This window comes from Pedobacter frigiditerrae (assembly GCF_032678705.1).
GTDB lineage: Bacteria > Bacteroidota > Bacteroidia > Sphingobacteriales > Sphingobacteriaceae > Pedobacter > Pedobacter frigiditerrae_A.
In genome coordinates this window covers 2,287,569-2,313,595 of sequence record NZ_JAVTSS010000001.1, presented here as the reverse complement: position 1 = coordinate 2,313,595, position 26,027 = coordinate 2,287,569, and the positions used below count along the sequence as shown (strand labels likewise).

Sequence of the window (26,027 nt, the reverse complement as noted above, 5' to 3'; positions counted from 1 at the left end):
ATGGATCAAAATTTTACCTATATAAACGAAGATTTACTTGCAAAATACTTGCTTGGGGAGGCTACTTTGGCCGAAAGTGAACAAGTACAGATCTGGGCAAACTCACACCCCAATCATCTTAAACAGCTAGAAGATTTTAAAAAGATATTAGAGAAAAGCAAACTAGTAATTGATAATGAGATTGATGAACATAAAGCTTTAGAGCGTTTAAATGTTCGTTTGAAAAAAGATACAAAAGTTGGAAAAATTGCTTATCAAAAAGTTTTAGGTTGGGTAGCAGTGCTAGCTATATTTTTTAGTGGAAGTTGGTTTTTCTATAACAATTTAATTGGTAATCAAATCAGCGTAAATACAACTGGAAATACACTAACTCAAGTTTTACCTGATGGTTCAACAGTTACCTTAAATAAAGAATCCTCATTATCCTTTGTAGGTGGTTTTTTCAACAAAACAAGAGCAGTTAAATTAACTGGCGAAGCCTTTTTTGAAGTAAGTGCTGATAAATCTAAGCCCTTTATCATTCAAATTAATGATGTAGAAGTTACTGTGGTGGGTACTGCTTTTAATGTAAAAGGAAATAGTACTGGTACCATTGTAGTTGTAGAAAGCGGAATTGTAAAGGTAAATAACCAAAAAGATAGTGTTCGATTAACAGCTGGAGAAAAGGTAGACGCCAAGCAAAATCAACTGCATTTAGCTAAAGAGAAAAATCAAGGTAAATTGTATAATTACTATTATTCTAATGAATTGGTTTGCGATGCAACTCCACTTAGTGAACTAGTTCCTGTGCTAAATGAGAAGTTTAAAGCAAATATTGTCATTTCAAATCCAGCCATAAAAGAGCTTCCAATCAGCACTACTTTTAAAAATGAATCGCTTACAGAAATTTTAAAAGTGATAGGCGAAACATTCAATATTAAGGTAGAATATGGACAAGGCATTGTTAAACTCAAATAAGAAATGATGCGCATTGTTACGATTATTTATTTTGTATGTTTTCTTTTTAACACCAGAGCTAATGCTCAATCTATTTTAGGTAGAAAAGTATCCCTAAACATAGTGCAGCAAAAGTTAAGTGTTGTTTTAACAATGTTAGAAGAAAAAGGGGAGTTTAGGTTCTCTTTTAACAGTGATATCTTGCCTGTAGATAGTGTAGTGACGGTTAAAGAAAATAACATCAGCATTGCTGAAACCTTGGAGAAATTACTTACCGGTCGTTTTGAATATCGCCAATCGGGTAATTTTGTAATCATTAGGTATGCGCCTCTTGAGCTAAAGTTGCTTATCCTCGAGGCTGTGGGCACGCCAGAACTTTATACCGTAAAGGGCCAAATTGTAGATAAAAGAACAGAACAACCCATAAGTGATGCCAGTGTTTATGAAAAGTTTTTACTAGTGTCTGAGATTTCTGATGGTGATGGCTTTTTTGTGATGCGGCTAAAAAAAATCACTCAACCTATTTCATTAACCATCAGTAAAGAGAATTATAAATCTACTACCACACATTTTTTGGCAGAAGTAAATATTACCAATAAACAAGAGAATTCTAGCGAAACATTTGTTAACGGAAATTTGGAAGAAATAGCGAAAACTTGGATCGGTAATGCATTGGTAACAGCTAAACAAAAAGTTCAATCTGTTAATATTGGTGGTTTTATTTCAAAGGCGCCTTTCCAATTTGGATTAACGCCTGGCTTAAATTCTCACGGTTCATTAAGCGGACAAGTAGTAAATAAATTTTCTTTCAACGCCGTTGGAGCATACAGTGCTGGGGTAGATGGTGCAGAAATAGGTTTGGTTTTTAATATTGATAAAAGTGATGTAAGGTTTTTCCAGTTTGGTGGGGCATTTAATTTAGTAGGGGGCAATGTACAGGGAACGCAAATTGCAGGTTTCTTTAATTATGTTATTGGTGATGTAAAGGCTGCTCAAATTACTTTAGGTTACAATCACGTAGGTAAAAACTTCGAAGGTTTTCAAGTTGGAGGAGTGTACAATCGAATTAATGAAAACCTGAAAGGGATGCAAGTTTCGTTAGGTTTAAATGCCATTGGGAATAATTTAAATGGTTTTCAAGTTGGTGCCTTAAATTTAATAACTAAAGATACCAGAGGAATGCAGGTTGGTGTTGGAGGGAATGTAGTGAATGGAAAATCAACTGGTGTACAAATTGCTGGTATTGCTAATATTAACAAAGAATCGAATGGCTTAAATATGGCTGCTTTTGCTAACTTAACTGCTCAAACGGCTAGAGGAGCACAAGTTGGCGTTTTAAATTATGCCAAAACTTTAAAAGGCCTTCAAGTAGGGATTTTAAATATATCTGGTGAAAATGATGGTTACTCAATAGGATTAGTAAACATAGCTTTAAAAGGATATCACAAAATCGGAATGAGTACCAATGAAACAACCGAATTAAACGCCGTTTACAAAGGTGGGAGTAAACGTTTTTATAATATGTTGATGTTCGGTATAAATACCAAATCATCTACAAAAATATATACTGGTGGACTAGGCTTTGGGAAAGAAATCAGCTTGTTTAAAAGCCTGTCTTTAAATCCAGAAATCAGTTCGCAATATGTTTATCAAGGCGATTGGGAATGTGTAAACCTTTTAAACAAGTTTGAATTGCCTGTAAATATCAAGATTAACAAATGGTTTGCCATACAAGGTGGCCCATCCGTAAATGTTTATTACACCAAACAACAAACAGCCATAGGGGATTACGGTTTATTGCAGCAAAAACATAAGGATTTTTCATTTAAAAATTCTAATTACACAGGGTGGATAGGATGGAATGTAGGAATTGTGTTGTTGTAGAATGTTAGAGAATAACCATATAGAAACAGGTTATACCATGTGTTGAATAATAACGCGAAGTATTATTGATAATATTTAGAAACCTCATATTTTAATTTTGCACCAAAAAGCTTGGCCACCTCTTTCATCGCTTCGAAACTAAGTTTTGTTGGCGAATCCTTTGTGCCGGTATTGGTAATAGCTTCAAAATCTTTAGTAGATTTATTTTCTCCCTGATTACTCTCATTGCTCTTTTTGGTTTTACCACTGATGATAATTTGATTATCCCTGCAAAAGAATTCATAATAACTACCTCCTGAACCTTTAACTTCAATTAATCCTGTTTTTATATCAAAAGAGTCTTTATTAAGATTGGCTATTTCAATCCCTTTTTTTGTCAATAAAAGCCTTACGTCAGTGAAATTTGCATAAGCAGTTTCTGTATTCATCACTGTAATCAAATTTGCCTTTTCTGGTACTACCTGAGCAAAGCTGAAAATAGGAAATAGTAAAAGTGCAAATAGTAAATTTTTCATCATCATAATAGCATTGAATTAAAACCTAACTCAAACGTATAATGAAAAATCTAAAATTCCTAGGAGAATGTTCAATGTCTGAATTATGCCACTTCGCAAAGGAATGGTAACAGCTTAACTATTTCGATATATTTAACTCGGGGTTAAAACGGGGTTTGGTCGGGTTCATTTGTCATAGGTCCGAACAAAGTCCGAACCAAGCCCGTCTAAAGTCCGTCTTAACCTATGCGCTTTTACAAACTTTTTACAACGCAGGTATTAACCAATGGTTAATTGAAAAATGTGTTTACAAGGGAAAAATTAGTGAATGACAATCACAAAAATTGTTTTAAGGTGTGCTATTTTCTGATGATAAAATCTGTTTAATCTGTGGCTAATAATTATCTTTAGCTTAATGAAAAAACTGCTTCTCCTTTTTGCCTTATCCTTAAGCCAAATTGCCTTTGCCCAACACAAGCCAAAATATAACATCATAGCTTATTACACGGGTAATAGCGAACGTTTGCAGCAATATCCATTGGATAAGTTAACACACCTAATTTATAGTTTTGTTAAACTGCGAAACGATACATTGATGTTAAGAGATGCCAAGCAAGAGCAAAATGTATTGCAAATCGTAGCTTTAAAAAAGAAGTATCCTCAATTAAAGATCATGGTATCTATGGGTGGCTGGAGTGGCTGTGCGCCTTGCAGCGATTTATTTGCAGATGCCAATCACCGAAAAACATTTGCAAAAACAACAGTTGCCTTGCTTAAAAAATACAATTTAGATGGTTTAGACCTAGATTGGGAATATCCTGCCATTGAAGGTTTTCCTGGACATAAATACGATAAGGCAGACCGAGACAATTTTACCGAATTGGTTAAGGTTTTAAGAGCGGAAATGGGAAACAATTACCTCCTCACTTTTGCTGCAGGTGGCTTTGTTAAATATTTAGAAGAATCTGTCGACTGGGCTAAGGTTCATCCCTTGGTAGATTTTATCAATTTAATGACCTATGATTTAGTGGGTGGTTATGCAATCGTAACTGGTCACCATACACCTTTATATGGTTATAGAAAAGACCAAGAGTCGACTGATAAATGTGTGAGCTGGTTAATCAAACATCAAGTTCCAGCAAATAAACTAATTACTGGAGCAGCTTTTTACGGCCGCGTATGGAAAAAGGTAGCGCCAATAAATAATGGTCTGTACCAGTCGGGCGTTTTTAAACAGGGCGTAAGTTTTAAAGACTTCAACAAATATTTTAGTGATACTTCTGGCTTCCAATATTTTTGGGATGAAAAGGCAAAGGCACCTTACCAATATAACGTCAATAAACAATTGTTTGCCACGTTCGACAATGAAAAATCTATCGCCGCAAAAGCAAATTATGTGAAACAGAAAAAGTTAGGCGGTATCATGTTTTGGGAATTGATAGATGACAAAACTCAAAATGGCTTGGTGGAAGAAATGTGGAAGGTTTTGGGGAGGTAGGAGTTTATTGGTGAGTGTCACCGACTTTGATGAATAATTATTGTTTCGACAGGAAAGACGCCAACCAAAGGAATGTTGAAATGTATTTTCATTATACAAATCTAAATTGCTGAACTTTAGAATCTAATTAAATAATTATGGAAATAGAAATTTACAAACACAACGGTAAAGAAAAATCTGATTCAAAATATTACCCAATTTTAAGTTATAAAACCATTGCTCATAATCCAAGCTTGTTGTTGGTAAGTGATGAAAAAATGAGTTTCGAGGACAATTCACAAACAGGTTTTTTTGAGATTAAAAAAATACAATTCATAGCTTCATGTAAAACTGATTTTTCAGATAGTCCACTTCTTATTGCATTTTATTTAGGAGAAGGTTGCGAACTGTATGCTCACAATTTAACAGATTTGCCAGGACATCACTATCAGGGAGGCGAAAGGTTTTTGCTGATCGACTATAAATCATATAGTGAAATTTGTGAATACACAGGAGAAACTAAACTCTCATTTTCAGAATATTTTCAAGAAATAAAATCAGGAAATTTAGGGCCTAATTCACTACTTGAAAATAATGAAAAATTGCTAAACAAGGACGAACAAGATAAGTTATATAAGGAAAAATCAACTTTTTAAATAGTAATATCATAAAACAATTATTTAAAGGATGATATGAATTGATTGTGAATTGAGACAAATTAAAATTTAATTATTCTAATAGATTTAAAGCAGCTAGTGATACGCAGTTAGTGTCCTATTTCGCCAATATCATAGCTTTTTTAATAAAGGGTGTTTATTAATCAATATTTCTTTTAATTGTGATTAAAATTCGCAATTCACTTAAAGCCGTTTATATTTGACTAATTAATCATAGAAAAACTCAATTATCTTTCTTAAGAATAGTCCAAAAATGAAAATAAACGCTACGGTATTAGAAACAGAAAGAGACTTTCAAGTCGTAAACAAAGATGGGCAAGAATGGTTAGCTTATCTGTCTGATAATCCATCTGATGTTACCACCATTAAATTTAATTATGATAATGGGATAATTTCTGCATTAGAAATTCACGAAGATATAGATACCGAACCAGGAATTATTTTAGAGAGATTGATGAATACCTTTCGAGAATTCCAAGAAAGTCAACAGTTAGGGTTCGAAAAAGAAGAAGAAAATGAGGGAAGACTTTCTGATATACTAAAGCCTTACGACCCAGAAGAGATTAGAGTGCGCACTGCATTTTTATCTGCGTTTCAGGTAAACGTTGATATCGGTAAGGGAAAAATAGACCTAAATCCCGACTTTCAGAGAAATTTTGTATGGAGCGATGCCCAGAAATCTCTTCTTATTGAATCTATGCTATTAAAGATTCCTTTACCAGCGTTCTATTTTGCTGAGGACAAAAAGGGAAGATTTCAAGTTGTCGATGGTCTACAAAGACTTACTGTAATTAGCCAATTCTTAAACAATAAATTTAAACTCAAAAACTTACAATACCTTAAACATCTTGAAGGAAAGTATTTTTCTCAAAGTGAAGAAAAAAGAATAAAGGCAGATCAAGCACTTGAGGAGCCGTACGATAGCCGCGTGGAGGGTACGCAATTAAATATAAATATAATTGAGGCATCCTCTCCCTTGAGAGTAAAATATGATATTTTTTATCGTATAAATACAGGGGGCAGGCCACTTAATAGACAAGAAATTCGGAACTGTTTTGCAACAGAAAGAATACGTATTCTGTTAAAACAAATGGCAAGTGCCGAGATTTTTGATCGATCGACTGGTTATAGTGTTAAAGATACTAGAATGGATGCTCAAGAACTAGCATTGAGATTCTGTGGGTTTTTACTTTATCGTGATCGATATGTTGGTGATATCAATGGATTTCTCGATGAGGTTCTTGAAAAATTAAGTGAAATCCCTGAGAATAAACTCTTAGAAATTCAAGCAAGATATTATAAGAGTCTAGAGCTGTCTTTGCATCTATTCGGTCAGTTTGCATTCCGTAAGGTTTTGCCAGACCAACTAATGCAAGGTGCAAGGCGTCAATTTTTAAATAAAGCAATGTTTATGACTTGGACATACATTCTCTCGGAAACAGATGAGAACCTAGTTTACCAAACAGGATATGGAGAGATGGCAAGTATTTTAGCGACCGAACTTTCTCATAATTCAGAATTACTTAACGCATTAACTACAGGTACAACGGATCGGCATAAGTTAGATTATGTAAGTCGATCTTTTACTGAACTCTTAAATATTTACTTATATAGTTCCAATGACTGACTTAAAGTTAACACTCTCGGATTTTAAAGCGTTCGAAGGAGAAACAATTTCCTTTAAAGGCTTAACTGTTTTTGCTGGAGTTAATTCTGCTGGAAAATCTACAATTATTCAAGCTCTTCTAATTTTGCGGATGACAATTGAGGAGAAAGAAAGATATAATATTCAAAGCGGACGAATACGTGTGCCATTGAATGGCAGATACAATCTTGAATTAGGGAATACTTCGGAAATTATCAGACGTACAAAAAGAATAGCGGATTCCTCAATGTCTCTTAAATTGGAAGGCGACAACAACTCTATTGATATTAAATATTTTGGTGACCGAGCAACTCAGACCGTTTACGAACTAACTACAGACGAATATGTAATAAATGGACATAGAATAGATATTTTACATCCCTATTTTTATTATTTATGTGCAGAACGAATAGGTCCTAGATTAAAGTATGAATATGAAGTACAGCCTTTTGATCACGTTGGCTATAGAGGTGAAAATACCTTCCAAATTCTAAGTGGCGAAAATGTAAAAATTTCACAGATTAGAACTTTAGAACAATTGGAAGACGGACTTTTATTTGGAGAGGCGAGGAAGTGGCTTGAATACATTATTCCTGGGGCAAATTTTAATGCTGCTACATTAATTGGGCGTAGTCGAGTAATTGAGGGAACGTTTTCAGATAGTTTACCTACAAACGTGGGATTCGGTATATCGTATGTCCTTCCAATTATTGTAAATGGTTTGATAGCAGCTGAAAATTCTATGTTTATTATAGAAAATCCTGAAGCTCATCTCCATCCTATGGGGCAATCGAGAATTGGAGTGTTTTTAGCGCAAATCTCTGCTTGCGGTGTACGGGTAATTATAGAAACTCATAGCGAGCATATAATTAACGGCATTCGTTTAAGCACTTTGAAGGGTATAGTGCAGAACGAAGAAGTCATAGTAAATTTTATTTCAAGGAGTGAGGAAAATAAACCAGATCCTCAAGAAATTTCCATAAGCAAGCTTGGCGATTTGACGGATTATCCAAGGGGATTCTTTGACCAAGAACAATTTGACATCGCTGAGATGATTATTGAAAAACGAAAAAAAACTTAATATGCGTGCTAATCTCCTTACACATCTAGATAGCTTTAAATGGGAAGACCTTACAATTGATCGGAGAGAGCAACTGGACAGTTTGATTCTTGCTTTAACATGCGCAACTGAAAACGGAGATAAGATTTATTCAACTCCTGGTATGACAGAATTAAAGCTTAAATGGGGATTTCTCTATGAAATTATTTCAATGGATCATATCTCCAAATTAAAAGTCTGTCCTTGGTTATCCCGAGATCATCAAAGAATGTTGGCAAAGGTAATTAATTCGTCTAATACACAGAACCAATCGAAGAGTTTGACAGCGTTGTGTTCAGAATTCGCATCTGAAAATAATGCTTGGTTTGGCATTGATCCTATCGATTTACCTAGATATGTTTCTGATGAAACAACTTGGCAGAATATGCATTCGAACAATGTAGACTCATTTTATTCATCAATTGATAAATCGACAAAATACTTTAAACGTTTTTATATTCCACGCTTAACTGTGAATGCAAATGGATTATCAAAAGCTATAGAACGGGGACATGAACATGAAATCTTTAAACGACTAGATGTGCCAACTATCGTGGAAAATAAAGTCACTCTTCACGGAGAACAGATACAAATGCATTTTAATGATAAAAGTAAATCAGCAATTAACTTAAATGGGGAATGGAAACACGGCGGATTTGCAATACCTAAAGATGCAGTCTTAAAACTTATTGAATGGGGGTTTAAAGTCAATCTTTAAGTTTTTTAGTCGGCTTATTCAATTCTGTTTTTTGCATAAAAGACACCCAACTACACTTCTATGGGTGTGAAATTGGGTGTTAATTAAATAACCATTTCTAGTAGGAATCCAACATCCTTGGTGTTTTGACATTAATTTTGCTCATTTTCTTCTGCAAAGATAAAACTCACTTTTTCAGCATAACCTAAAGTATGCAACGTAGTCCTTAGCATTAATTTTAATGCCTTTTTTCCAGCAGTAGTTTTAAAATAGCTTTCTCGATTTCTGGCATCTTTTTCAAATAAATAAAATTCACAGAATATCAATTTTAGCGGTCGTCTGTATGAAGTACTTTTTGTCCCTCCAGAATTATGATTTAATATTCTGTTGTGAAGATTTGATGTAAAGCCAACATAGAGCATCAAATCTTTCTCGCTAAAAAGTACATACGTACAAAAAGGTAGAGGTTGAAGCATAAGTGATGTTGTTGAAGATAAGCGTTCCAAATAAGGCAAAGGTTGTGTCTGCTTATGATCTTCCAATAAAAGTCAGTTAGAAGAATTAAACAGATGACTTCCCGTAGCAGACAGCGCAAAGCTGTCGCTACGGGCCACCACCACGTAGCGAAAAAGCCACCTTTTGGGGTGGCTTTTTCTGCTACTGTGTGGTGGAGCCGAAGGGGTTCGAACCCTTGTCCAGTTGTGTGATAAATTATGCCTTCTACATGCTTATTTTCCAATTAATTGTCGGGATTGGGCGGGCTGGTAACCGACCTTGCCTTTCTCCTTAGATACTTTGTTTCGCGATGATGCCGTACCCTCATCAAAGCTAGCGCTGTTATTATGATGCCTCTATTACTAACCTAACAATGCAGCAGTTAGCGAGACAAAAGCTTACGAAGTTCTAAACTAGGCAGCTAAGGCGTAAGTATTTTCGCCAGATATAGTGTGAACGTTCTCTTTTAAGTGCTCTCCGTACAACGCACTGCATGCTAACATACTCAGCGCCACCCTGTCAAATCCAAAACGGCCCCTTTTTGTAACTCTAAGTTAATAGTTTATAATTCTCAGTTATCGAACAAAACATTAAACAAACTATCAATCGAACAACAAATATACAAAATAAATGCCAAAACTCCTTTAAGACAAATTGTCAAAATCTAAGTATTTGAGGTAGAAATAAAGAATTATTAGAAAATCAAGGTCAGTAATTCTTTTGTAAATCCAGCCCCACCCTCGCTACAAGTCCTCGGCTCGTACCTCACCTGCGGGCTTTTCGCTATCCCGATAGCTATCGGGACGGGTTTAAATAACAAGGAAGTAGTTCTTTAGGCAATTAGCAACCCCTCATAGTAGCACAACTTTTTGTTCTTAGCCCTGATTGCCGCGGAAAGCTTTTTTAATGTCAGTCTGAGCGTAGTCGAAGACCAATTAAAAAACTTGCAGCAAAAAGCGGGACTGCCATTCCTATGAAATGCTGTACTTGCGCTTCAAAAAAGCTTGATGCACAAAAAAGCCCTGTTTAATGACAAGGCTTTCTTTTATAATATAAGGGTAGTCTAAACGAACAGATATCTCCTCGCTGCGCTGCGTTCGATATGACGATACTAGGTAGTTACAATACCCTTCCTGGATATTTTGCTAACGCAACCTCTAAACAATCCATCGCTCCGTTTAAATCATCCGTATTTAAAACATAAGCCATTCTCACTTCATTTTTACCAGAACCTAGGCTCGAGTAAAAACCAGTAGCTGGTGCCATCATTACCGTAGCGCCATTGTGCTCAAAGCTCTCTAACATCCACTGGCAAAATGCATCAGCATTGTCAATCGGGAATTTAGCCACTACGTAAAATGCACCACCTGGATTAGGGCAAAATACACCTTCAATATTGTTTAGGCGTTTTACCAAAGTATCTCTACGTAAGGTATATTCCTTATTTACTTCCTCAAAATAACTATCTGGCGTATCCACAGCTGCGGTTCCAGCAATTTGCTCTACCATACCCGGACTTAACCTCGCTTGTGCGAACTTTAATCCAGATGCAATTACTTCCTTGTTTTTAGTGATTAAACAACCTAAACGAGCTCCACAAGCACTGTAACGTTTAGAAACCGTGTCCATGATCACTACGTTTTCATCTAATCCATCTAAATGCATTGGTGAGATAAACTCACGACCGTCATAACAGAATTCGCGGTAAGCCTCATCAGAGAACAAGAACAAATCATATTTTAAGCACAAAGCTTTTAAAGCATCTAATTCTTCCCTAGAATATAAATATCCCGTTGGGTTATTAGGGTTACATATAATGATAGCCTTGGTTTTTGCAGTAATCAATTTCTCAAATTCTGCAATAGGAGGCAGAGCGAAACCATTTTCTATATAAGACAAAATAGGTTTAACCACCACATTACTCATACAAGCAAAACCGTTGTAGTTGGCATAAAATGGCTCAGGAATAATAATCTCATCACCTTCGTTTACGCAGGTTTGCATAGCGATGGTAATGGCTTCAGAACCACCAACAGTTACCAAAATGTTTTCTGGCGTAATGTTGTAACCTAATTTGTTGTAATATTCAGTTAGCTTTTTTCTATAAGATAAAGTGCCTTCAGATGGCGTATAAGCCCAAACATCAAAATCTATGTTTTTAATGGCGTTTAACATTCCCTCTGGTGTGGCAATGTCTGGCTGACCAATATTTAAGTGATAAACTTTTTTACCAGCAGCTTTTGCTTTATCTGCAAATGGCGTTAATTTTCTGATAGGCGATGCGGGCATTTGAAACCCTTTTTCTGATATTTTTGGCATAGGCCACAAAAATAAAAAACCCCGTCGGATAAACGGGGTTTTTTATTAAAATATCTTTAAAATATTACTTTGTATTGCCTTCTACATACTTTCCTTTAATTACCAGCACCTTTGTAGCTGTTCTGGCATTTGAAGTTAAGGTAATACCTTTATTAAATGGTAATGCTGGTCCTGATGGGGTTAAAGTAACTTTTACAAAACCTTTTTCACCACTTTTAACAGGTGTTTGTGTGTATTCTGATACAGTACAACCACATGTAGTCTCCACTTTAGAGATAATTAAAGGAGCCTCTCCGGTATTGGTAAAATTAAAGGTAAAAGAAACTGGTTTGCCTAATGCAATGTCTCCAAAGTTATGCACTTCGGTATCAAATTTAAACTCAGCTGGTTTGGTTTGAGCATTTGCTGCAACACCAAAACCTAATATCATGGTAAATAACAAAATTAACTTTTTCATCTGTGCGTTTTTTAGTTTTAATTGTGATGAGCTATTGTAAATTTAAGCATTTAATAGCTTAATAATTATAACGCTTTCATCATTTTCTGGTCTAAACAAATTTAATGTTTTATATCTTAAAACAAAAAGCATTCCAAATATTATTTGCCGTTCAAATTGATAGGGAATTAGAAAGAATTGTATCTTTGCCGTCTAACCAATTCCCAATATGCAGTCAGAAGGAAAAGTTACAACTAATCAAATTGATGCCTCAGAATTAAGTTTCGATGATTTTAAATTAATCGTAATTAATGACTATAAAATTGCTGTAGAGAGTCGTCAGGCTAGTATTTTAGGTAGACGAGAAGTTTTAACTGGTAAGGCGAAGTTTGGTATTTTTGGCGACGGAAAAGAAGTTCCTCAAATTGCCATGGCGAAGGCATTTAAAAAAGGTGACTGGCGCTCAGGCTATTACAGAGACCAGACTTTTGCATTTGCTACAGGAATTTCTACTATAAAGGAATTTTTTGCACAGTTGTATGCAAATCCGAGCGTAGAGGCAGACCCTTCTTCGGCTGGTCGACAAATGAATTGTCACTTTGCAACCCGCTCTTTAAATGAGGATGGCTCTTGGAAAGACTTAACGGAGATTAAAAACTGTTCGTCTGATATTGCACCAACAGGTGGTCAAATGGCACGTTTAGTTGGCTTAGCGTATGCTTCTAAGTTGTTTAGGAAAAACCCAGAACTAGATTATTTAAAAAACTTTTCTGTTAAAGGAAACGAAGTTGCTTTTGGTACCATAGGAAATGCTTCTACGTCTGAAGGTGTGTTTTTCGAAGCGATTAATGCAGCTGGTGTTTTACAAGTGCCAATGGCGATATCTGTTTGGGATGATGGTTATGGGATTTCTGTTCCTGCTAAATTTCAGACTACAAAAGAAGACATTTCGGAGATATTAAAAGGTTTCCAAAGGGAAGAAGGTACAAATGGCTACGAGATATTTAAGGTAAAAGGCTGGGATTATCCCGCTTTATGCGAAACCTACGAAAGAGCAATTAATGTTTGTAGAGAAGAGCATGTGCCTGTTTTAATACACGTTACCGAAGTTACGCAGCCACAAGGTCACTCTACCTCTGGCTCACATGAGCGATATAAAGAGAAAGATCGTTTAGCTTGGGAAAAAGAACACGATTGTATTATACAGATGCGCAAATGGATGATAGAATCGGCCATTGCTACTGACGAACAATTAAATGAAATAGAAAGCGAAGCAAAACGCACTGTAAAAGCTGTACAAAAAGAAGCTTGGGATGAGTTTTTAACTAGCATTAAGCAAGAGCAAGGTCAGGTTATAAAAATGATTCACGCTTTTGCGGATGGAAACGCAGCATTAATTAAAATTGCTAATCAATTAGCTTCAACACCAGATGCATTGCGAAGAGAAGTTTTATCTTCTGCTCGTAAAGCTATTCGTCTAAGTGTAGGTACTCCATCAGCAGATAGAGATGTTTTAGTGAAATGGTACTTAGAACAAGCAGAAATTAACGAAGAAAAATATAGTTCTAAACTATTTACAGACGGGAAAGAAAGTCCGTTTTTGGTAGATCAAGTTGATGCTCAATACAACGAAGACAGTAAAATGTTAGATGGTAGAGAGCTGTTAAATGCTTGTTTCGATGCTAACTTTGCTCGCGACCAACGTTTGGTGGCTTTTGGAGAAGATTTAGGACACATTGGTGATGTGAATCAAGGTTTTGCTGGTTTACAAGCTAAATATGGCGACTTAAGAATTACCGATACTGGCATCAGAGAAGCTACGATTATTGGTCAAGGTATAGGTTTAGCCTTACGTGGCTTAAGACCAATTGCCGAAATACAATACCTAGATTATTTATTATATGCTTTAAACATCTTAAGTGATGATTTAGCAAGTTTATCATACCGTACTAAAGCTGGTCAGAAAGCGCCAGTAATTGTACGCACACGTGGTCACCGTTTAGAAGGCGTTTGGCACTCTGGCTCACCTATGGGGATGATTTTAGGCTCATTGCGTGGCATGCACATCTGTGTTCCGCGTAACATGACACAAGCTGCAGGTATGTACAATACCTTATTTAGGGCAGATGAACCTGCATTGGTAATCGAATGTTTAAATGGCTATCGTTTAAAAGAGAAATTACCCGATAATGTTGGCGAGTTTACTGTCCCTTTGGGCAAAGCCGAAATTATTAAAGAAGGTACAGATATAACAATTGTTACTTATGGCTCTACCCTTAGAATTGTAGAAGAAGCTGCAGAGGAACTAGAACATTTAGGCATTTCAATAGAAATTATAGATCCGCAAACGCTTTTACCTTTTGATACTGATCAACTTTGTAAAAAGTCTTTACAGAAAACCAATAAATTGTTGGTTATTGATGAGGATGTGCCAGGAGGCGGAACAGCATTTATCTTGCAACAAATCTTAGAAGTACAACAAGGTTATTATTTATTAGATGCACAGCCTAAAACATTAACAGCAAAAGCTCACCGTCCGCCTTATGGTTCTGATGGGGATTATTTCAGTAAACCATCGGTAGATGATGTAATTGAAGCTGTTTACGCCATGATGAATGAAAGTAAACCTGATCAGTTTCCAGAGTTGTTTAAGTAATAGTTTAGGGTTTAGCGTTTAGAAGTTAAGAACGATAAAGGTATTTGAAAAACAATGCTAGTTCTTTGTGGCTTAAGCATTCCTGCTGTGCGCTACAATCTTTTTTGTTTGCCCTTCCACTCCCGAAGAAGTCGGGACAGGTTCGCTCAGGGTGACAAAAAAGTATTTTCGCTTCCATCAGGTTTATTAAACAAAAGCTTGTGTTTCAAATGAAAATCTCTCATAAACCAAAAAGACACCAATGACACCAAGATATTATTTGTTAAGCTTTAGTGGCTTGGTGGCTTAGTGGTTAAAACATTAGGTTTTTCGGTTGGTGAATTTAGTCATCCAGAGCGCAGCAGCTTGTCCTTACTTCGTCCTATCATGTGGACACATCTTTTTTGCTCATTGCTTTTTGGGCTATGCAAGGTTCCGTTCATAATATTGTGTCTCTAGCCAAGCACGACCGTCAATCCCCAGTGCCAGCCCAATCAAAAAAACAGTATCACAATAGAAAAACCAGCACTACCAAACCTCAAACGCAGTGGTTTTGTGCTCATTCTTACACTCACTTTCATTTATCACCGACAAACAAAACAAAGTGCCGCTGTTTTTTTGATGAGCGGGAGCCTGTGAAAAGGCACATAGTGGGATTGACAAGCATTTTTGCATACTTTTGATGCTTCAAAAGTTTGATGCCTGCCGGCATAGAGGCAAAAAAGAAACCAATATTTGTGTCCACACGATAGGACTTCTTCGAGAAAGGATCTACTAGGTTTAGTTCTTTGTAATAGATTCCTCGTTCCTCGGAATGACAAAATTTTTATGTTTTTACTTCTCTAAAAAAGAATCAAAGCTCTTTTCAGTTTGCTCAGCATCTTCTAGTTTCTGGTTCTTTTTAAGTCTGCTCACTAGCATTGCTTTGAAATCTTTATTCATACTGGCCTTGTTTAAGAAAAGGTCGACAATTAATCTGAAACCGATAATCATTAGGGCGGCGGCCAGTGCACTACTAATGAAAAACATAAAGAACCAAGCGAAAATGGCCACAAACTGTTGGATAAAAATACGAACGTAAGGCTGAAAATACAGTTTGCTAGTGGTTGTTTTTCTAAATTCTCCAGGCAAAATAAAGTTTTTAAAAGTCATTGCTACGTTACTAAAGGCCAATGTTAGGAATGCCATAAAAACATCGTGTTGTGACAATAAATAGGCATAATTCCCAAAAACATTAAAAGATTCATTTTTACTTGGAAGCATGTCTCCGAGCATGACAAAAATAAAAATGGATTGAACAAAAATGAAAAAGAAGTAATGGATGATAAAAAAGGGAATCACTGTAAAACCACTAAAAATATTTTTTTCAGATTGGTCAATCAAATGCTTATCGCCATAAAGTAGTACAATTAATAATTTAAAAACGTGGATTATACCAATAATTATAGTTTCTAATAGATAAGCCACGATAACTACTTCTGGCTTCCAACCGAGCACAAAAATTCCAACTAACATTAATATGGAGTTGAGCCAGATAAATGCATTTGAAGAACTAGGAATTAGAGCGCTAAAAAGATTGGATTTCATTGTATTGAATATACAAAATATTAAAATTCAAAATGATATGGTATCGCTTAAAAAAATGTCTTATATTGAACAGTTCATCCCAAAATGTATTTGTCATGTATTGGAGCCAGTTTTTAGTGTGGATTAAATTTCCATTTGCTAGCTATTTATCGTTATTAGTATACCGTACCATGGGTATTTTAACACCCCCGATTTTCAATCTTGGCAATGAAAAGTAGGTTTCAAACAGCGGGTTTTCATCTTTCATTAAAGTTTTTGATATTCAATAGCTTGATGTTTTTCTGTATTGCCGTAAATGCTCAAGTAAAAACTACACAACAAAAAGCAGATAGTCTAGTTAGTGTTTATCAAAATCATACAAGAGATGATTCGGCGAAACTGGTTATCGTAAAGCAGGTTTACAAACAATTCATGAAGCTTAAAAACTTCGATAAAAGTGAAGTGTATGTAAATAAAACAATTGCATTGGCAAATAAGATCGATCAGAAAAAATATGCTGGTGATGCTTATTATAATCTTGGTCTTTTTTATCATGGTTTTGCCAATTACATTAAAGCCGAGGGGAATTATTATAAGGCTATTGAAGTTTACACGGCAATGAACAATTTAGATATGGTAGGTGGCACCTATTTGAACCTTGGAGCTTTATATAATGGTATTCCAGATTATGCCAAGGCATTAGAAGCAAATCAAAAAGCTATTCCAATTTATTTGGAACTCAAAAGTGAAGGAGATTTAGCAAGTTGTTATGTTAACGTTGCAGAAATTTATCAGAGCCTAGATCAGCAAGTAGAAGCTTACAATTATTTACAAAAAGCATTGAAGGTTTTTGGTGTGGGTAATCAAAGCAATAGAGGTTTAGCAGTAGTTTATAACATGCTTGGCTCTACTTTTATTCAAGCATCGGAAACTGAGCTTACAAAGCTAGGTATTGCTTCAAATCAAAAATATAATAAGGCGCTGGAGTACTTGGCAAAAGGCTTAAAAGTAGCGGAAGACTTAAAAGATGCATCTGTTTTAGGACCTATTTATCAAGATTTAGGAACTGTTTATGAAGCTAGTGAAAATAAGGATTTAGCACTTATTTCTTATATAAAAGCTATTGAATATACCAACAAGCAAGATGATAAAAGCTATTATGCCATGAGTTTATTGGCTTTAAGCGATTTTTATACTAAAGAAAATGAGTATGAAAAAGCAACGTCTTTATTGTTAGAGGCATTAAAAATTGCACAGCTAAACAAGTTGTTAGAGGTACAAAGAAACGCTTATCAAAAATTAAGTACAATAGAAGAAAAACAAGGAAATTTTAACCAGTCTCTAGTTTATTATAGGTTGTACATTTCATTTAAGGACCAAATTTTTAATAAGGAAAAAGAGAATGAAATTACAAGGAGGCAGTTGCAATTGGATTTCTCAATCAAGGAAAATGATTATCAACTTAAACAGAAAATAACGGATGTTGAACTGCAAAGGCAGGTTTTTTTGGCAAGACAACAACAACAACAATTGACCTTAAGAAAACAAGAATTAGCTTTAAGTGATAAGGAAAAAAGTTTACAACGCATTACTTTTCTTAAAAGACAATCAGATCTAGAAAACGAGAAAAGCGTTTTAGATAAACAACGTTTATTTGCCTTGCTGGCCAAAACAGAAAAAGAGAAAGAAATTGATGTTCAGAGCAATGAATTGAGGGTTAATAAAAATGTGAATACCTTTTTAGTTGTACTTGCTACTATTTTATTCTTATCTGGCGCATTTGTTTTTTATACACAGCGTAAAACAGCAAGGCTGAATAGGATAGTTTCAGAGCAGAAAAGAGAGCTTGAGAACTTGAGTAAGGTAAAAGACACCATATTTAGCGTTGTGAGCCACGATATGCGTTCTCCAGTTAATTCCTTGATTTCTTTTATACAGCTTTTAGAAGATGGAAATATTAGTCAGGGTGAATTAACTAGGTACGCTGGCAATCTTAAAAATACGTTAGGTTATACTTCTTCAATGATGGAAAATTTGCTGAACTGGGCATCGAGCCAGATGCAAGGTTTTGAACCAATTATAGAGAAATTCGATATTCAGCTTTGTATTCAGGAAGTGCTAAACTCTATGTTAACCATAGCTAATCAAAAAGGAATTACCATAAAAAATAATATTCCGTCAGGAACTCTGTGTTTAGCGGATATGAACATGACTTCCCTAATTGTAAGAAACCTGATCAGCAATGCAATTAAATTTACACCCAATAATGGTGTTATTGAATTAAACTCTATTAAAGACGGCAAAAAAGTAAAAATCAGTATAATGGATAATGGGATTGGAATGCCTACGGAACAAGTGGTTAACTTTAATACTTCTACCCATTTAGAGACAGGGAAAAGTACATACGGTACAAATAAAGAAAAAGGAACAGGTATTGGTTTGGTATTATGTAAAACCTTCACAAAAATGATGAATGGATCATTACAAGCAAATAGTAAACTTAATAATGGAAGTGTTTTTACCTTAAGTTTGCCAAAAGCTGTCTAAACTACTCTTTAATATGCCTAGATAAAGTTTTGCCGGCTATCTTCTCTATTAATTCTTTTCTGTTAATTAAGCTAATCGGAGCAGAATGGCCATGATTTAACAATACCTCATAATTAGATATGGTGGCAATTTGATTTACATTAATGACGTATTGTTTGTGAATTCTAACAAATTCAGCAGGTAATTGACGCTCTAAGTTTTTTAGGTTAATTAAGGTAATGTGATTGTTTTGAGCCGTATATATTCTAGAAAAATCGCCCATGCTTTCAATGTAGATCACATCATTGTATTTAAGTTTAGTAAAACCCTTGGTCTCTTTGATAAAGAAAAAATCTTCAGATTCTGGTAGGGGAAGTGGGTTGCTGTTCGGAGTAACCGAACTTTTTAAATCAAGGTATTCTATAGCTTTTGTACTTGCTTTTAACAAACGTTCGAAAGTTGCAGGCTTTACTATAAAATCTAAAGCATCAAGATTAAAACTCTCGGCAGCATATTCTGAGAAACTAGTAATGAAAATAAAGATTGGCGCATTTTTTATACTTTTTAACAAGGCCATTCCAGATAACTCTGGCATATCGATATCAGAGAAAACAATGTCTATAGGCTGATCTAATAAGACTGATGCAGCGTCAATTCCATTATTACAAACGGCAACAATGTCGAGTCTATTAATTTTGCGTAAATGCATTGCTATTGCAGCACGCTCAATTTCATTATCATCTACAATTAAACATTTATAATTTGTCATTGCTTAAATATAATTAAATTATGACTACTAAAATAGCTTTTCTTTTAGGTTAATTATAGCATAGCACTAAAGGTTTTAGTTATTTAAATTATAAAATGTAATATCTTAAAATACAGTTAATTAAAATTAATTATGTTTCTTTTCTCCAGTAAATAATTTCTCTCCAGCTAAAATTGAAGTAGCTAGATCGTTTTCTTCTGGTGGAATTGGGCATCTGTATCCATCGCTATAGGCACAATAGGGATTATAGGCTTTATTAAAATCCAACTCAATTCTACCTTTATTAATTTCTGTAGATTTTAAATCGATATAACGACCCCCACCATAAGTTTCCTTTTTATTGGTTTGATCGGTAAATGGTAAGAAAAGATAATCTTTGTAAGCAGGATTAGCAGAAAGAGCAATGCTTTTATATAGCGTTAATTGTAATGGTTTACCATTTAACTCGAACTTTAAGTTTGCATAACGAATATAATCTGCAGTTGTACCTGCATAAGTAGGCATCTTAAATACTTTCTGGTTTTCCAATAATATTACTTCTGCTGAAACTTTATAACTACTATCTGCATTGTAAAAATGCAAATGCTTTAAATCAGCCTCTTTTAATGGCGAGCGGGTATCTTTAATAAAGTCAGCTTTATATTCTTCTCTGTGTTTTGCAATTTGCTCTTTATAGCTTTGAGCGAAACCAGTAGAACTGATTAATAAGAATAAAACGATAAGGTATTTCATATCACAAATAAAAGCAAATCCTTTTAAAAAGAGTTACAAAGGCAATAATTTTTCCGGAATTGCTAATGGGTGAAATTCTTTTGGAAGATTGATTGTAAAAGCTTTAATGATGTAATAAAGAGATAAACCTACAATGAATATTCTAAGCACAATTATTCCGCTAATAGCAGAGATGAAGGCAGATAGAAGCCAAAAGAGGAAGGATAGAAACAATAAAATCAATGTATTTTCTAGTATAAATTTCCATATTGGCTTGCCAGCATAGAATTTGCAGAAGGGGTTAGCATAAGAAATTTGATTGGTTAGTTTTTTAACGAATTCACTATAGCTTTTTGCTTCATCTTTAAAATCACCAAAAGACACATAACTAATAGATGGAATTTTGATTCTTAAATCCTTCGGAACATTTAAGGTTATTTCGCAGCAATAATTATTGGTTTTAAGACGGGTAGGAAAGTAGATTAACCTAAGCGATTTTATGTTTTGATAAGGGCAGTTTGCAAAATTAACCCCATCAAAAGTGTATCCAAGCCCATCTTCAGTAACGCTATAAGTTTCTGGTTTGGTTAAAACACTTTTTCTAAAGGTATAAGTTGCCACGATAGGTTAATTTCAACCTAAATCTCGACAATAGATTTTGAATTAGAAATACCTAGAAATACGGATTTTAGCCGGCCCCAATGAACCAATGTTGAGCGAACTTGTTCTGATTTTACATCGGAAGCGAAATCCCGATTTCTCGGAGACTAATGAACTAATGACACTAATGAACCAATGAACTTTTACAAACGATTACTTCTTTGTCTTAACAAATGATCAGCTAAAACCAAAGCTGCCATGGCTTCTACAATAATCACCGCTCTAGGTACTACACATGGATCATGACGACCTTTGCCTTTAATTTCGGCAGCTTCACCAGCAGCATTTATTGTTTGCTGGTTATGCATAATTGTAGCTACTGGTTTAAAAGCGGTAATAAATGTAATATCCATCCCGTTAGAAATCCCACCTTGTATGCCTCCTGAATAATTAGTGAGTGTTTTAGGTTTATCTCCTGCTAGGAAAACGTCGTTATGTTCAGACCCTCTCATTTCGCTACCTGCAAAACCAGAGCCGTACTCAAATCCGTGAACGGCATTAATGCTTAGCATGGCTTTTCCTAAATCTGCATGTAGTTTATCAAAAACTGGTTCTCCTAAACCTACCGGGCAATTTTTAATGATACAGCCAACTTTACCTCCAACGGTATCTCCATCTTTTCTAACCGAATCAATAAAGTCTATCATTTGGTTAGCCGTTGCTGGATCAGCACAACGTACTATATTTTCCTCTCTAATATTTAATGCTTCTGCTAAGTTATTCGAATTAAAGTTTGGTGCATTAATTTGTCCTACTGCAGTAACGTGAGCAAAAATTTCAATTCCTTTTTCCTTCAAAAATAATTTAGCAATTGCACCTGCTGCTACACGAGCTGCAGTTTCACGAGCCGAAGAACGTCCACCACCTCTATGATCACGGATGCCATATTTTGCATCGTAAGTATAATCTGCATGAGAAGGACGATATACATCTACATTATGCCCATAATCCTTAGAACGTTGGTCTTCATTCGGAATTAACAAACTGATGGGTGTACCTGTACTTTTACCTTCAAACGTTCCAGAAAGGATTTGAACAATGTCACTCTCCTTGCGTTGTGTGGTTATTTTAGATTGACCAGGTTTACGTTTATCTAATTCTGATTGGATAAAATCGGTATCAATTGTTAATCCAGCTGGACAGCCATCAATGATAACGCCAATAGCCACACCATGTGATTCGCCAAAAGTTGTGATTTTAAATAATTTACCGAATGAATTGCCTGCCATGTTGTTAGTATTGCGTATTGAGTATTGCGTATTGCGATACTGTACCTAGTGATATTTTATTAATAATTTTTCAAGATATATTTAGTTGCACGTGTTTTGTCGTATGCGTCGCCTACTTGTCTCTATACGCACATCGCACTACGCTATACTTAAAGCACTATGCAATACTAAACCCCGCCTTTTCCAAATCATCCCAAAAGTAAGGATAAGATTTTTCTACGACTTGTTTTTCTTCAATTTCTACTTGTTTGATTTTTAAGGCTAATGGCGCAAAAGCCATCGCCATTCTATGATCTTCGTAAGTGCTGATTGTTATTTTTTCCGGGAAGTGTAATCCTGAACAATCTAATTTATAGCTTAAGTTTTTCTCGATAAATTTTACACCAATTTTAGCTAACTCAGTTTGTAAAGCTAAAACACGATTGGTTTCTTTAATTTTTAAAGTCTCTAATCCAGTAAAAGTAGCATCGTGACCTAAAGCTGCACAAATAACAACAATGGTTTGCGCTAAATCGGGACATTCTTTTAAATCGAAAATCTTACGTTCAATTTGTTTAGGTTCTTTTTTAAGGTAAACGCCTCCGTTTTTAAACTGAGAGGTAATTCCGAAGTTTGCCATGATCTCGGTGATTTTACTATCACCTTGTAGGCTATATCCATTTAATCCTGGTAAGAAAATAGAAGCTTCATCAGCCAATGCAGCAATTGAATACCAATAAGAAGCGGCACTCCAGTCTGGCTCTACGTAAAGCTTGGCGCTGTTAAAAGTTTGAGGCTCGATAGTGATGGTATTTTCATTCCAGTCATTTCTAATGCCAACTTGTTCTAGCATCGTTAAAGTCATCTCCACATAAGGCTTCGATGTCAATTCACCTTCAATTTCTAACGTTAATCCCAGTGGGAGAGAAGGGGCAATCATTAATAAAGCAGAAATATATTGACTGCTGATATCCCCTTTTATTTTAACATTTTTTGATGTTTGTTTAAAAGGGCCAAGAATTTGTAAAGGAGGGAATCCTTCATTTTCTTCGTAAGAAATATTCCCTCCAATACTTTTTAAAGCTTCAACCAAAATCCCAATAGGTCTTTGCTTCATTCTTTCAGTTCCTGTTAAAAAGAACTTACCATCTTGTATCGCTAAAAAAGCAGTTAAAAATCGCATTGCAGTCCCAGCGGGACCGATGTCTACAGTTTTCAGTTGGGAGTTGGGAGTTGAGGGTTGAGAGTCGCTTCCAAACTCTAAACTCTTTCCTCCCAACTCATTTAGCACTTTATTAAGCGTAACCGTATCAGCGGCAACAGATAAGTTTTCTACACTTACCGAGCCTTTGCTTAATGCGCTGATAACCAAAGCTCTATTACATTCGCTTTTAGAACCTGTTAGTTTTATTTCTGTATCAATCTGTTTGTTTCCTGTAAAAGAAAGCAATACGTTTTTAGACATTATTTTTAGTTCAATTGTTTATTGGTTCACTAGTTCATTGGGCAAACCTGCCCAGAAATATTAAACCTTTATTGTTTATTATCGGTATTGGTTAGCTCACAAAGCTTATCGCAACTAAAGCAATGAACAAATGAACTAATGAACCAATACTATTTTACTTCCACATGTGCTTCTGCTGCAATTCCTGCTTCAGCTTTGCCAGCATTCATAATTTCTGTTTGTCTGCGGATAGATTCTCCGTGAACTAACTCTAAGAATTTCTCTGTAAAGTTTACATCTAATTTTAACGCTTTAGCAAACGAAGTACGTTTTTGCATGATTTCATCCCAACGGTTAACCTGTAAAATGGTTACTTGGTTATCTCTTTTAAACTCACCAATTTTTTGCGTGATGCTCATGCGTTCAGCTAATTTCTGCAATACCAAGTCATCAATTTTATCAATTTCTTTTCTTAAATCAGCTAATTTATCAGTGAATTCCTCGTTTTTAGATTCTGGTTGACGTAAAGTAAACTTGCTTACCATTTCTGCCAATGCAGCTGGAGTAACTTGTTGTTTAGCATCTGTCCACGCAACTGAAGGATCTAAGTGAGACTCAATCATTAAACCTTGCATGTCTAAATCCAATGCTTTTTGAGAGATATAAGGAATTAACTCACGGTTACCACAAATGTGACTTGGATCGTTAATGATAGGTAACTCAGGGCATAAAGTTTTCAATTGGATAGCCAGTTCCCACATTGGTTCGTTACGGAAAGCACTTTTCTCGAATGAAGAGAAACCTCTATGAATAGCGCCTAATTTAGTAATGCCGGCTTTGTTGATACGCTCTAAAGCACCAATCCATAATTGTAAATCAGGGTTTACAGGGTTTTTTACCAATACTGGGATATCAACACCTTGTAAAGCATCAGCAATTTCTTGAACTGTAAATGGATTTACGGTAGAACGAGCGCCAATCCAAAGGATATCTACACCTGCAGCCAAAGCTTCTTCTACGTGTTTCGCATTTGCAACTTCAACTGCTGTTGGTAAACCAGTTTCTTCTTTAGCACGTTTTAACCATTGTAAACCGATACTTCCAATACCTTCAAACTCTCCCGGACGAGTACGTGGTTTCCAGATACCAGCTCTTAAAACGCTAACTTTTCCTGTTGCTTTTAATAAATGAGCAGTTGATAATAATTGATCTTCTGTTTCTGCACTACAAGGTCCAGAGATTAATAAAGGTTCGTTTTTGATGTTAATCCAACTATCTAAAGGCTGGATGTTTAATTGTAATTTCATTTTTTTGGGATTTTAAATTTTAGTATTGCGTAATGAGTATTGCGTATTGAGATTTGTTATTAATGTCTTTCGGTTTGCGTTTGATTTTACAGATAAAATGATTTCACCGATTGTTCTGGTTCCATTTTACCTTTTCCATCTTACATTTCTCAGACGTTATCGTTCTTTTCGTATTCGCCCATGATGTTAAAGTTCACTGTGTATTTTAGGGCTTTACGGATGGCAGTATCGTAGTTTTCCATATTTTGCCATTCCATGTCTATGTAGAAATAATAGTCGTTTCTTTTTCCCAGAACTGGCATAGATTGGATTTTGGTTAAGTTCACATTCAGCTCTGCAAAAATGTTTAACACTTTAGCTAGTGCGCCAACATAGTTGCCAACTTGAAAACAGATAGAAGCTTTATTAATGTCTTTATTGTCTTCAATTTTTTCTTTTTGAAGGATTAAGAAACGTGTATAATTTTTCTTGTTCGATTCTATTCTGCGTTCAATGATGTTTAACCCGTATAATTCTGCTGCTAGGGTATTAGCTATGGCAACGGTATCAGTTAACTGCTCATCTCTAATTTTTTTGGCACAAGCTGCGGTATCACTGCTTTCAATTACTTGGATGTTTGGGTAATCATCAAAAAAATCAACACATTGTCTAATAGCGATAGGGTGAGAGGTAGCAAATTTGATATCTTTAAACTTAACGCCAGGTAAAGCCATTAAATGCAATTGGATAGGTAGGTAAACTTCTCCACTTACTGCAAAATTATATTCTCTAATTAAAGTGTAGTTAGGTAAAAGGCTACCAGCTATAGAGTTTTCTATGGCCATGATTACAAAATCAGCATTTCCATTTTCTAAAACTTCGCAAGTTTGTTTAAATGAATTGCATTCTATGGTTTCGATATCTCTACCAAAAAACTTAAATGCAGCTTCTTCGTGAAACGATGCTTTGATACCTTGAATAGCTACTCTTGTTTTTGTTTTCATTATTGCGTTTGGCGTTAAAAAAAAAGTCCCGGCTTTAGGCCGGGACTTTTTTATACATT

The 26,027-nt window shown here is 35.2% G+C and carries 21 protein-coding genes and 1 other RNA gene; 9 read left to right on the top strand and 13 right to left on the bottom strand.

The features are described 5' to 3' along the window. Together R2Q59_RS09115 and R2Q59_RS09110 are read left to right on the top strand one after the other, a co-directional pair. A complete protein-coding gene (locus tag R2Q59_RS09115) occupies positions 1-957 on the top strand; it encodes a FecR family protein (RefSeq protein ID WP_316785275.1) in 957 nt (318 codons plus the stop codon). Positions 958-960: 3 nt separating this feature from the next. Further along, positions 961-2,820, top strand: a complete 1,860-nt coding sequence (locus R2Q59_RS09110) for an STN domain-containing protein (RefSeq protein WP_316785274.1) — start codon at positions 961-963, stop codon at positions 2,818-2,820. 62 nt (positions 2,821-2,882) lie between these two features. On the opposite strand, the gene R2Q59_RS09105 is transcribed toward R2Q59_RS09110, so the two are convergent. After that, the gene (locus R2Q59_RS09105; protein WP_316785273.1) at positions 2,883-3,341 is read right to left on the bottom strand and encodes a hypothetical protein; all 459 of its coding nucleotides are present in this window, start codon (positions 3,339-3,341) and stop codon (positions 2,883-2,885) included. Positions 3,342-3,729: 388 nt separating this feature from the next. Here R2Q59_RS09105 and R2Q59_RS09100 point away from each other — a divergent pair, with 388 nt between their 5' ends. The 5 genes from R2Q59_RS09100 to R2Q59_RS09080 all read left to right on the top strand — a co-directional run bounded on the left by R2Q59_RS09100 (position 3,730) and on the right by R2Q59_RS09080 (position 8,930). Further along, complete coding sequence (locus R2Q59_RS09100) at positions 3,730-4,812, top strand: glycoside hydrolase family 18 protein (RefSeq protein WP_316785272.1); 1,083 nt, start codon at positions 3,730-3,732, stop codon at positions 4,810-4,812. A 137-nt stretch (positions 4,813-4,949) separates the two neighbouring features. Further along, positions 4,950-5,447 carry a hypothetical protein gene (locus R2Q59_RS09095; protein ID WP_316785271.1) on the top strand — a complete coding sequence of 166 codons (498 nt, stop codon included), beginning with the start codon at positions 4,950-4,952 and terminating at the stop codon, positions 5,445-5,447. A gap of 274 nt (positions 5,448-5,721) precedes the next feature. After that, positions 5,722-7,095 carry a DUF262 domain-containing protein gene (locus tag R2Q59_RS09090; RefSeq protein WP_316785270.1) on the top strand — a complete coding sequence of 458 codons (1,374 nt, stop codon included), beginning with the start codon at positions 5,722-5,724 and terminating at the stop codon, positions 7,093-7,095. Continuing rightward, positions 7,088-8,194 carry an AAA family ATPase gene (locus R2Q59_RS09085; protein ID WP_316785269.1) on the top strand — a complete coding sequence of 369 codons (1,107 nt, stop codon included), beginning with the start codon at positions 7,088-7,090 and terminating at the stop codon, positions 8,192-8,194. The genes R2Q59_RS09090 and R2Q59_RS09085 overlap by 8 nt, the downstream gene beginning before the upstream one ends. Position 8,195: 1 nt before the next feature. Continuing rightward, positions 8,196-8,930 carry a hypothetical protein gene (locus R2Q59_RS09080; RefSeq protein WP_316785268.1) on the top strand — a complete coding sequence of 245 codons (735 nt, stop codon included), beginning with the start codon at positions 8,196-8,198 and terminating at the stop codon, positions 8,928-8,930. A gap of 131 nt (positions 8,931-9,061) precedes the next feature. On the opposite strand, the gene R2Q59_RS09075 is transcribed toward R2Q59_RS09080, so the two are convergent. The 4 genes from R2Q59_RS09075 to R2Q59_RS09060 form a co-directional block, all read right to left on the bottom strand. Beyond that, the gene (locus tag R2Q59_RS09075; protein ID WP_316785267.1) at positions 9,062-9,451 is read right to left on the bottom strand and encodes a GIY-YIG nuclease family protein; all 390 of its coding nucleotides are present in this window, start codon (positions 9,449-9,451) and stop codon (positions 9,062-9,064) included. A gap of 123 nt (positions 9,452-9,574) precedes the next feature. Continuing rightward, positions 9,575-9,942: a transfer-messenger RNA gene (gene ssrA / locus R2Q59_RS09070) on the bottom strand. 581 nt (positions 9,943-10,523) lie between these two features. Further along, the gene (locus tag R2Q59_RS09065) at positions 10,524-11,723 is read right to left on the bottom strand and encodes a pyridoxal phosphate-dependent aminotransferase (protein WP_316785266.1); all 1,200 of its coding nucleotides are present in this window, start codon (positions 11,721-11,723) and stop codon (positions 10,524-10,526) included. Positions 11,724-11,787: 64 nt separating this feature from the next. Further along, positions 11,788-12,180 (bottom strand): DUF1573 domain-containing protein, encoded by a 393-nt coding sequence (locus tag R2Q59_RS09060; RefSeq protein WP_316768037.1) that lies wholly within the window; start codon positions 12,178-12,180, stop codon positions 11,788-11,790. Between the two features lie 208 nt (positions 12,181-12,388). Here R2Q59_RS09060 and R2Q59_RS09055 point away from each other — a divergent pair, with 208 nt between their 5' ends. Next, the gene (locus R2Q59_RS09055; protein ID WP_316785265.1) at positions 12,389-14,815 is read left to right on the top strand and encodes a thiamine pyrophosphate-dependent enzyme; all 2,427 of its coding nucleotides are present in this window, start codon (positions 12,389-12,391) and stop codon (positions 14,813-14,815) included. A gap of 813 nt (positions 14,816-15,628) precedes the next feature. On the opposite strand, the gene R2Q59_RS09050 is transcribed toward R2Q59_RS09055, so the two are convergent. Beyond that, a complete protein-coding gene (locus R2Q59_RS09050; protein WP_316785264.1) occupies positions 15,629-16,381 on the bottom strand; it encodes a DUF6498-containing protein in 753 nt (250 codons plus the stop codon). A gap of 207 nt (positions 16,382-16,588) precedes the next feature. Between R2Q59_RS09050 and R2Q59_RS09045 the strand changes: the two genes are divergently transcribed. Next, positions 16,589-18,907, top strand: a complete 2,319-nt coding sequence (locus tag R2Q59_RS09045) for a tetratricopeptide repeat protein (protein WP_316785263.1) — start codon at positions 16,589-16,591, stop codon at positions 18,905-18,907. A gap of 1 nt (position 18,908) precedes the next feature. Here R2Q59_RS09045 and R2Q59_RS09040 read toward each other — a convergent pair whose 3' ends face one another. The 7 genes from R2Q59_RS09040 to R2Q59_RS09010 form a co-directional block, all read right to left on the bottom strand. Beyond that, the gene (locus R2Q59_RS09040; RefSeq protein WP_316785262.1) at positions 18,909-19,655 is read right to left on the bottom strand and encodes a LytTR family DNA-binding domain-containing protein; all 747 of its coding nucleotides are present in this window, start codon (positions 19,653-19,655) and stop codon (positions 18,909-18,911) included. Positions 19,656-19,781: 126 nt separating this feature from the next. After that, on the bottom strand, positions 19,782-20,387 hold the full coding sequence (locus R2Q59_RS09035) for a DUF1684 domain-containing protein (RefSeq protein WP_316785261.1): 606 nt from the start codon (positions 20,385-20,387) through the stop codon (positions 19,782-19,784). Positions 20,388-20,420: 33 nt separating this feature from the next. Then, a complete protein-coding gene (locus tag R2Q59_RS09030; RefSeq protein ID WP_316785260.1) occupies positions 20,421-20,987 on the bottom strand; it encodes a hypothetical protein in 567 nt (188 codons plus the stop codon). Between the two features lie 182 nt (positions 20,988-21,169). Further along, entirely contained in the window at positions 21,170-22,255 is a 1,086-nt protein-coding gene (aroC, locus tag R2Q59_RS09025) for a chorismate synthase (RefSeq protein WP_316785259.1), read from the bottom strand. 157 nt (positions 22,256-22,412) lie between these two features. Beyond that, positions 22,413-23,699 carry a 3-phosphoshikimate 1-carboxyvinyltransferase gene (aroA, locus tag R2Q59_RS09020; protein WP_316785258.1) on the bottom strand — a complete coding sequence of 429 codons (1,287 nt, stop codon included), beginning with the start codon at positions 23,697-23,699 and terminating at the stop codon, positions 22,413-22,415. Positions 23,700-23,848: 149 nt separating this feature from the next. Next, complete coding sequence (locus R2Q59_RS09015; protein ID WP_316768019.1) at positions 23,849-24,985, bottom strand: chorismate mutase; 1,137 nt, start codon at positions 24,983-24,985, stop codon at positions 23,849-23,851. Positions 24,986-25,134: 149 nt separating this feature from the next. Continuing rightward, complete coding sequence (locus tag R2Q59_RS09010) at positions 25,135-25,968, bottom strand: prephenate dehydratase (protein WP_316785257.1); 834 nt, start codon at positions 25,966-25,968, stop codon at positions 25,135-25,137. Between the last annotated feature and the right edge of the window lie 59 nt (positions 25,969-26,027).

Bases quoted from the DNA above. Each gene is read 5' to 3' on its own strand.
- aroA (WP_316785258.1), bottom strand. From the start codon at position 23,699: ATGTCTAAAAACGTATTGCTTTCTTTTACAGGAAACAAACAGATTGAT.
- R2Q59_RS09115 (WP_316785275.1), top strand. From the start codon at position 1: ATGGATCAAAATTTTACCTATATAAACGAAGATTTACTTGCAAAATAC.
- R2Q59_RS09095 (WP_316785271.1), top strand. From the start codon at position 4,950: ATGGAAATAGAAATTTACAAACACAACGGTAAAGAAAAATCTGATTCA.
- R2Q59_RS09080 (WP_316785268.1), top strand. From the start codon at position 8,196: ATGCGTGCTAATCTCCTTACACATCTAGATAGCTTTAAATGGGAAGAC.
- R2Q59_RS09105 (WP_316785273.1), bottom strand. From the start codon at position 3,341: ATGATGATGAAAAATTTACTATTTGCACTTTTACTATTTCCTATTTTC.
- R2Q59_RS09110 (WP_316785274.1), top strand. From the start codon at position 961: ATGATGCGCATTGTTACGATTATTTATTTTGTATGTTTTCTTTTTAAC.
- R2Q59_RS09090 (WP_316785270.1), top strand. From the start codon at position 5,722: ATGAAAATAAACGCTACGGTATTAGAAACAGAAAGAGACTTTCAAGTC.
- R2Q59_RS09100 (WP_316785272.1), top strand. From the start codon at position 3,730: ATGAAAAAACTGCTTCTCCTTTTTGCCTTATCCTTAAGCCAAATTGCC.
- R2Q59_RS09065 (WP_316785266.1), bottom strand. From the start codon at position 11,723: ATGCCAAAAATATCAGAAAAAGGGTTTCAAATGCCCGCATCGCCTATC.
- R2Q59_RS09040 (WP_316785262.1), bottom strand. From the start codon at position 19,655: ATGACAAATTATAAATGTTTAATTGTAGATGATAATGAAATTGAGCGT.
- R2Q59_RS09085 (WP_316785269.1), top strand. From the start codon at position 7,088: ATGACTGACTTAAAGTTAACACTCTCGGATTTTAAAGCGTTCGAAGGA.
- R2Q59_RS09055 (WP_316785265.1), top strand. From the start codon at position 12,389: ATGCAGTCAGAAGGAAAAGTTACAACTAATCAAATTGATGCCTCAGAA.
- R2Q59_RS09035 (WP_316785261.1), bottom strand. From the start codon at position 20,387: ATGAAATACCTTATCGTTTTATTCTTATTAATCAGTTCTACTGGTTTC.
- R2Q59_RS09060 (WP_316768037.1), bottom strand. From the start codon at position 12,180: ATGAAAAAGTTAATTTTGTTATTTACCATGATATTAGGTTTTGGTGTT.
- R2Q59_RS09045 (WP_316785263.1), top strand. From the start codon at position 16,589: ATGAAAAGTAGGTTTCAAACAGCGGGTTTTCATCTTTCATTAAAGTTT.
- R2Q59_RS09050 (WP_316785264.1), bottom strand. From the start codon at position 16,381: ATGAAATCCAATCTTTTTAGCGCTCTAATTCCTAGTTCTTCAAATGCA.
- R2Q59_RS09015 (WP_316768019.1), bottom strand. From the start codon at position 24,985: ATGAAATTACAATTAAACATCCAGCCTTTAGATAGTTGGATTAACATC.
- R2Q59_RS09010 (WP_316785257.1), bottom strand. From the start codon at position 25,968: ATGAAAACAAAAACAAGAGTAGCTATTCAAGGTATCAAAGCATCGTTT.
- aroC (WP_316785259.1), bottom strand. From the start codon at position 22,255: ATGGCAGGCAATTCATTCGGTAAATTATTTAAAATCACAACTTTTGGC.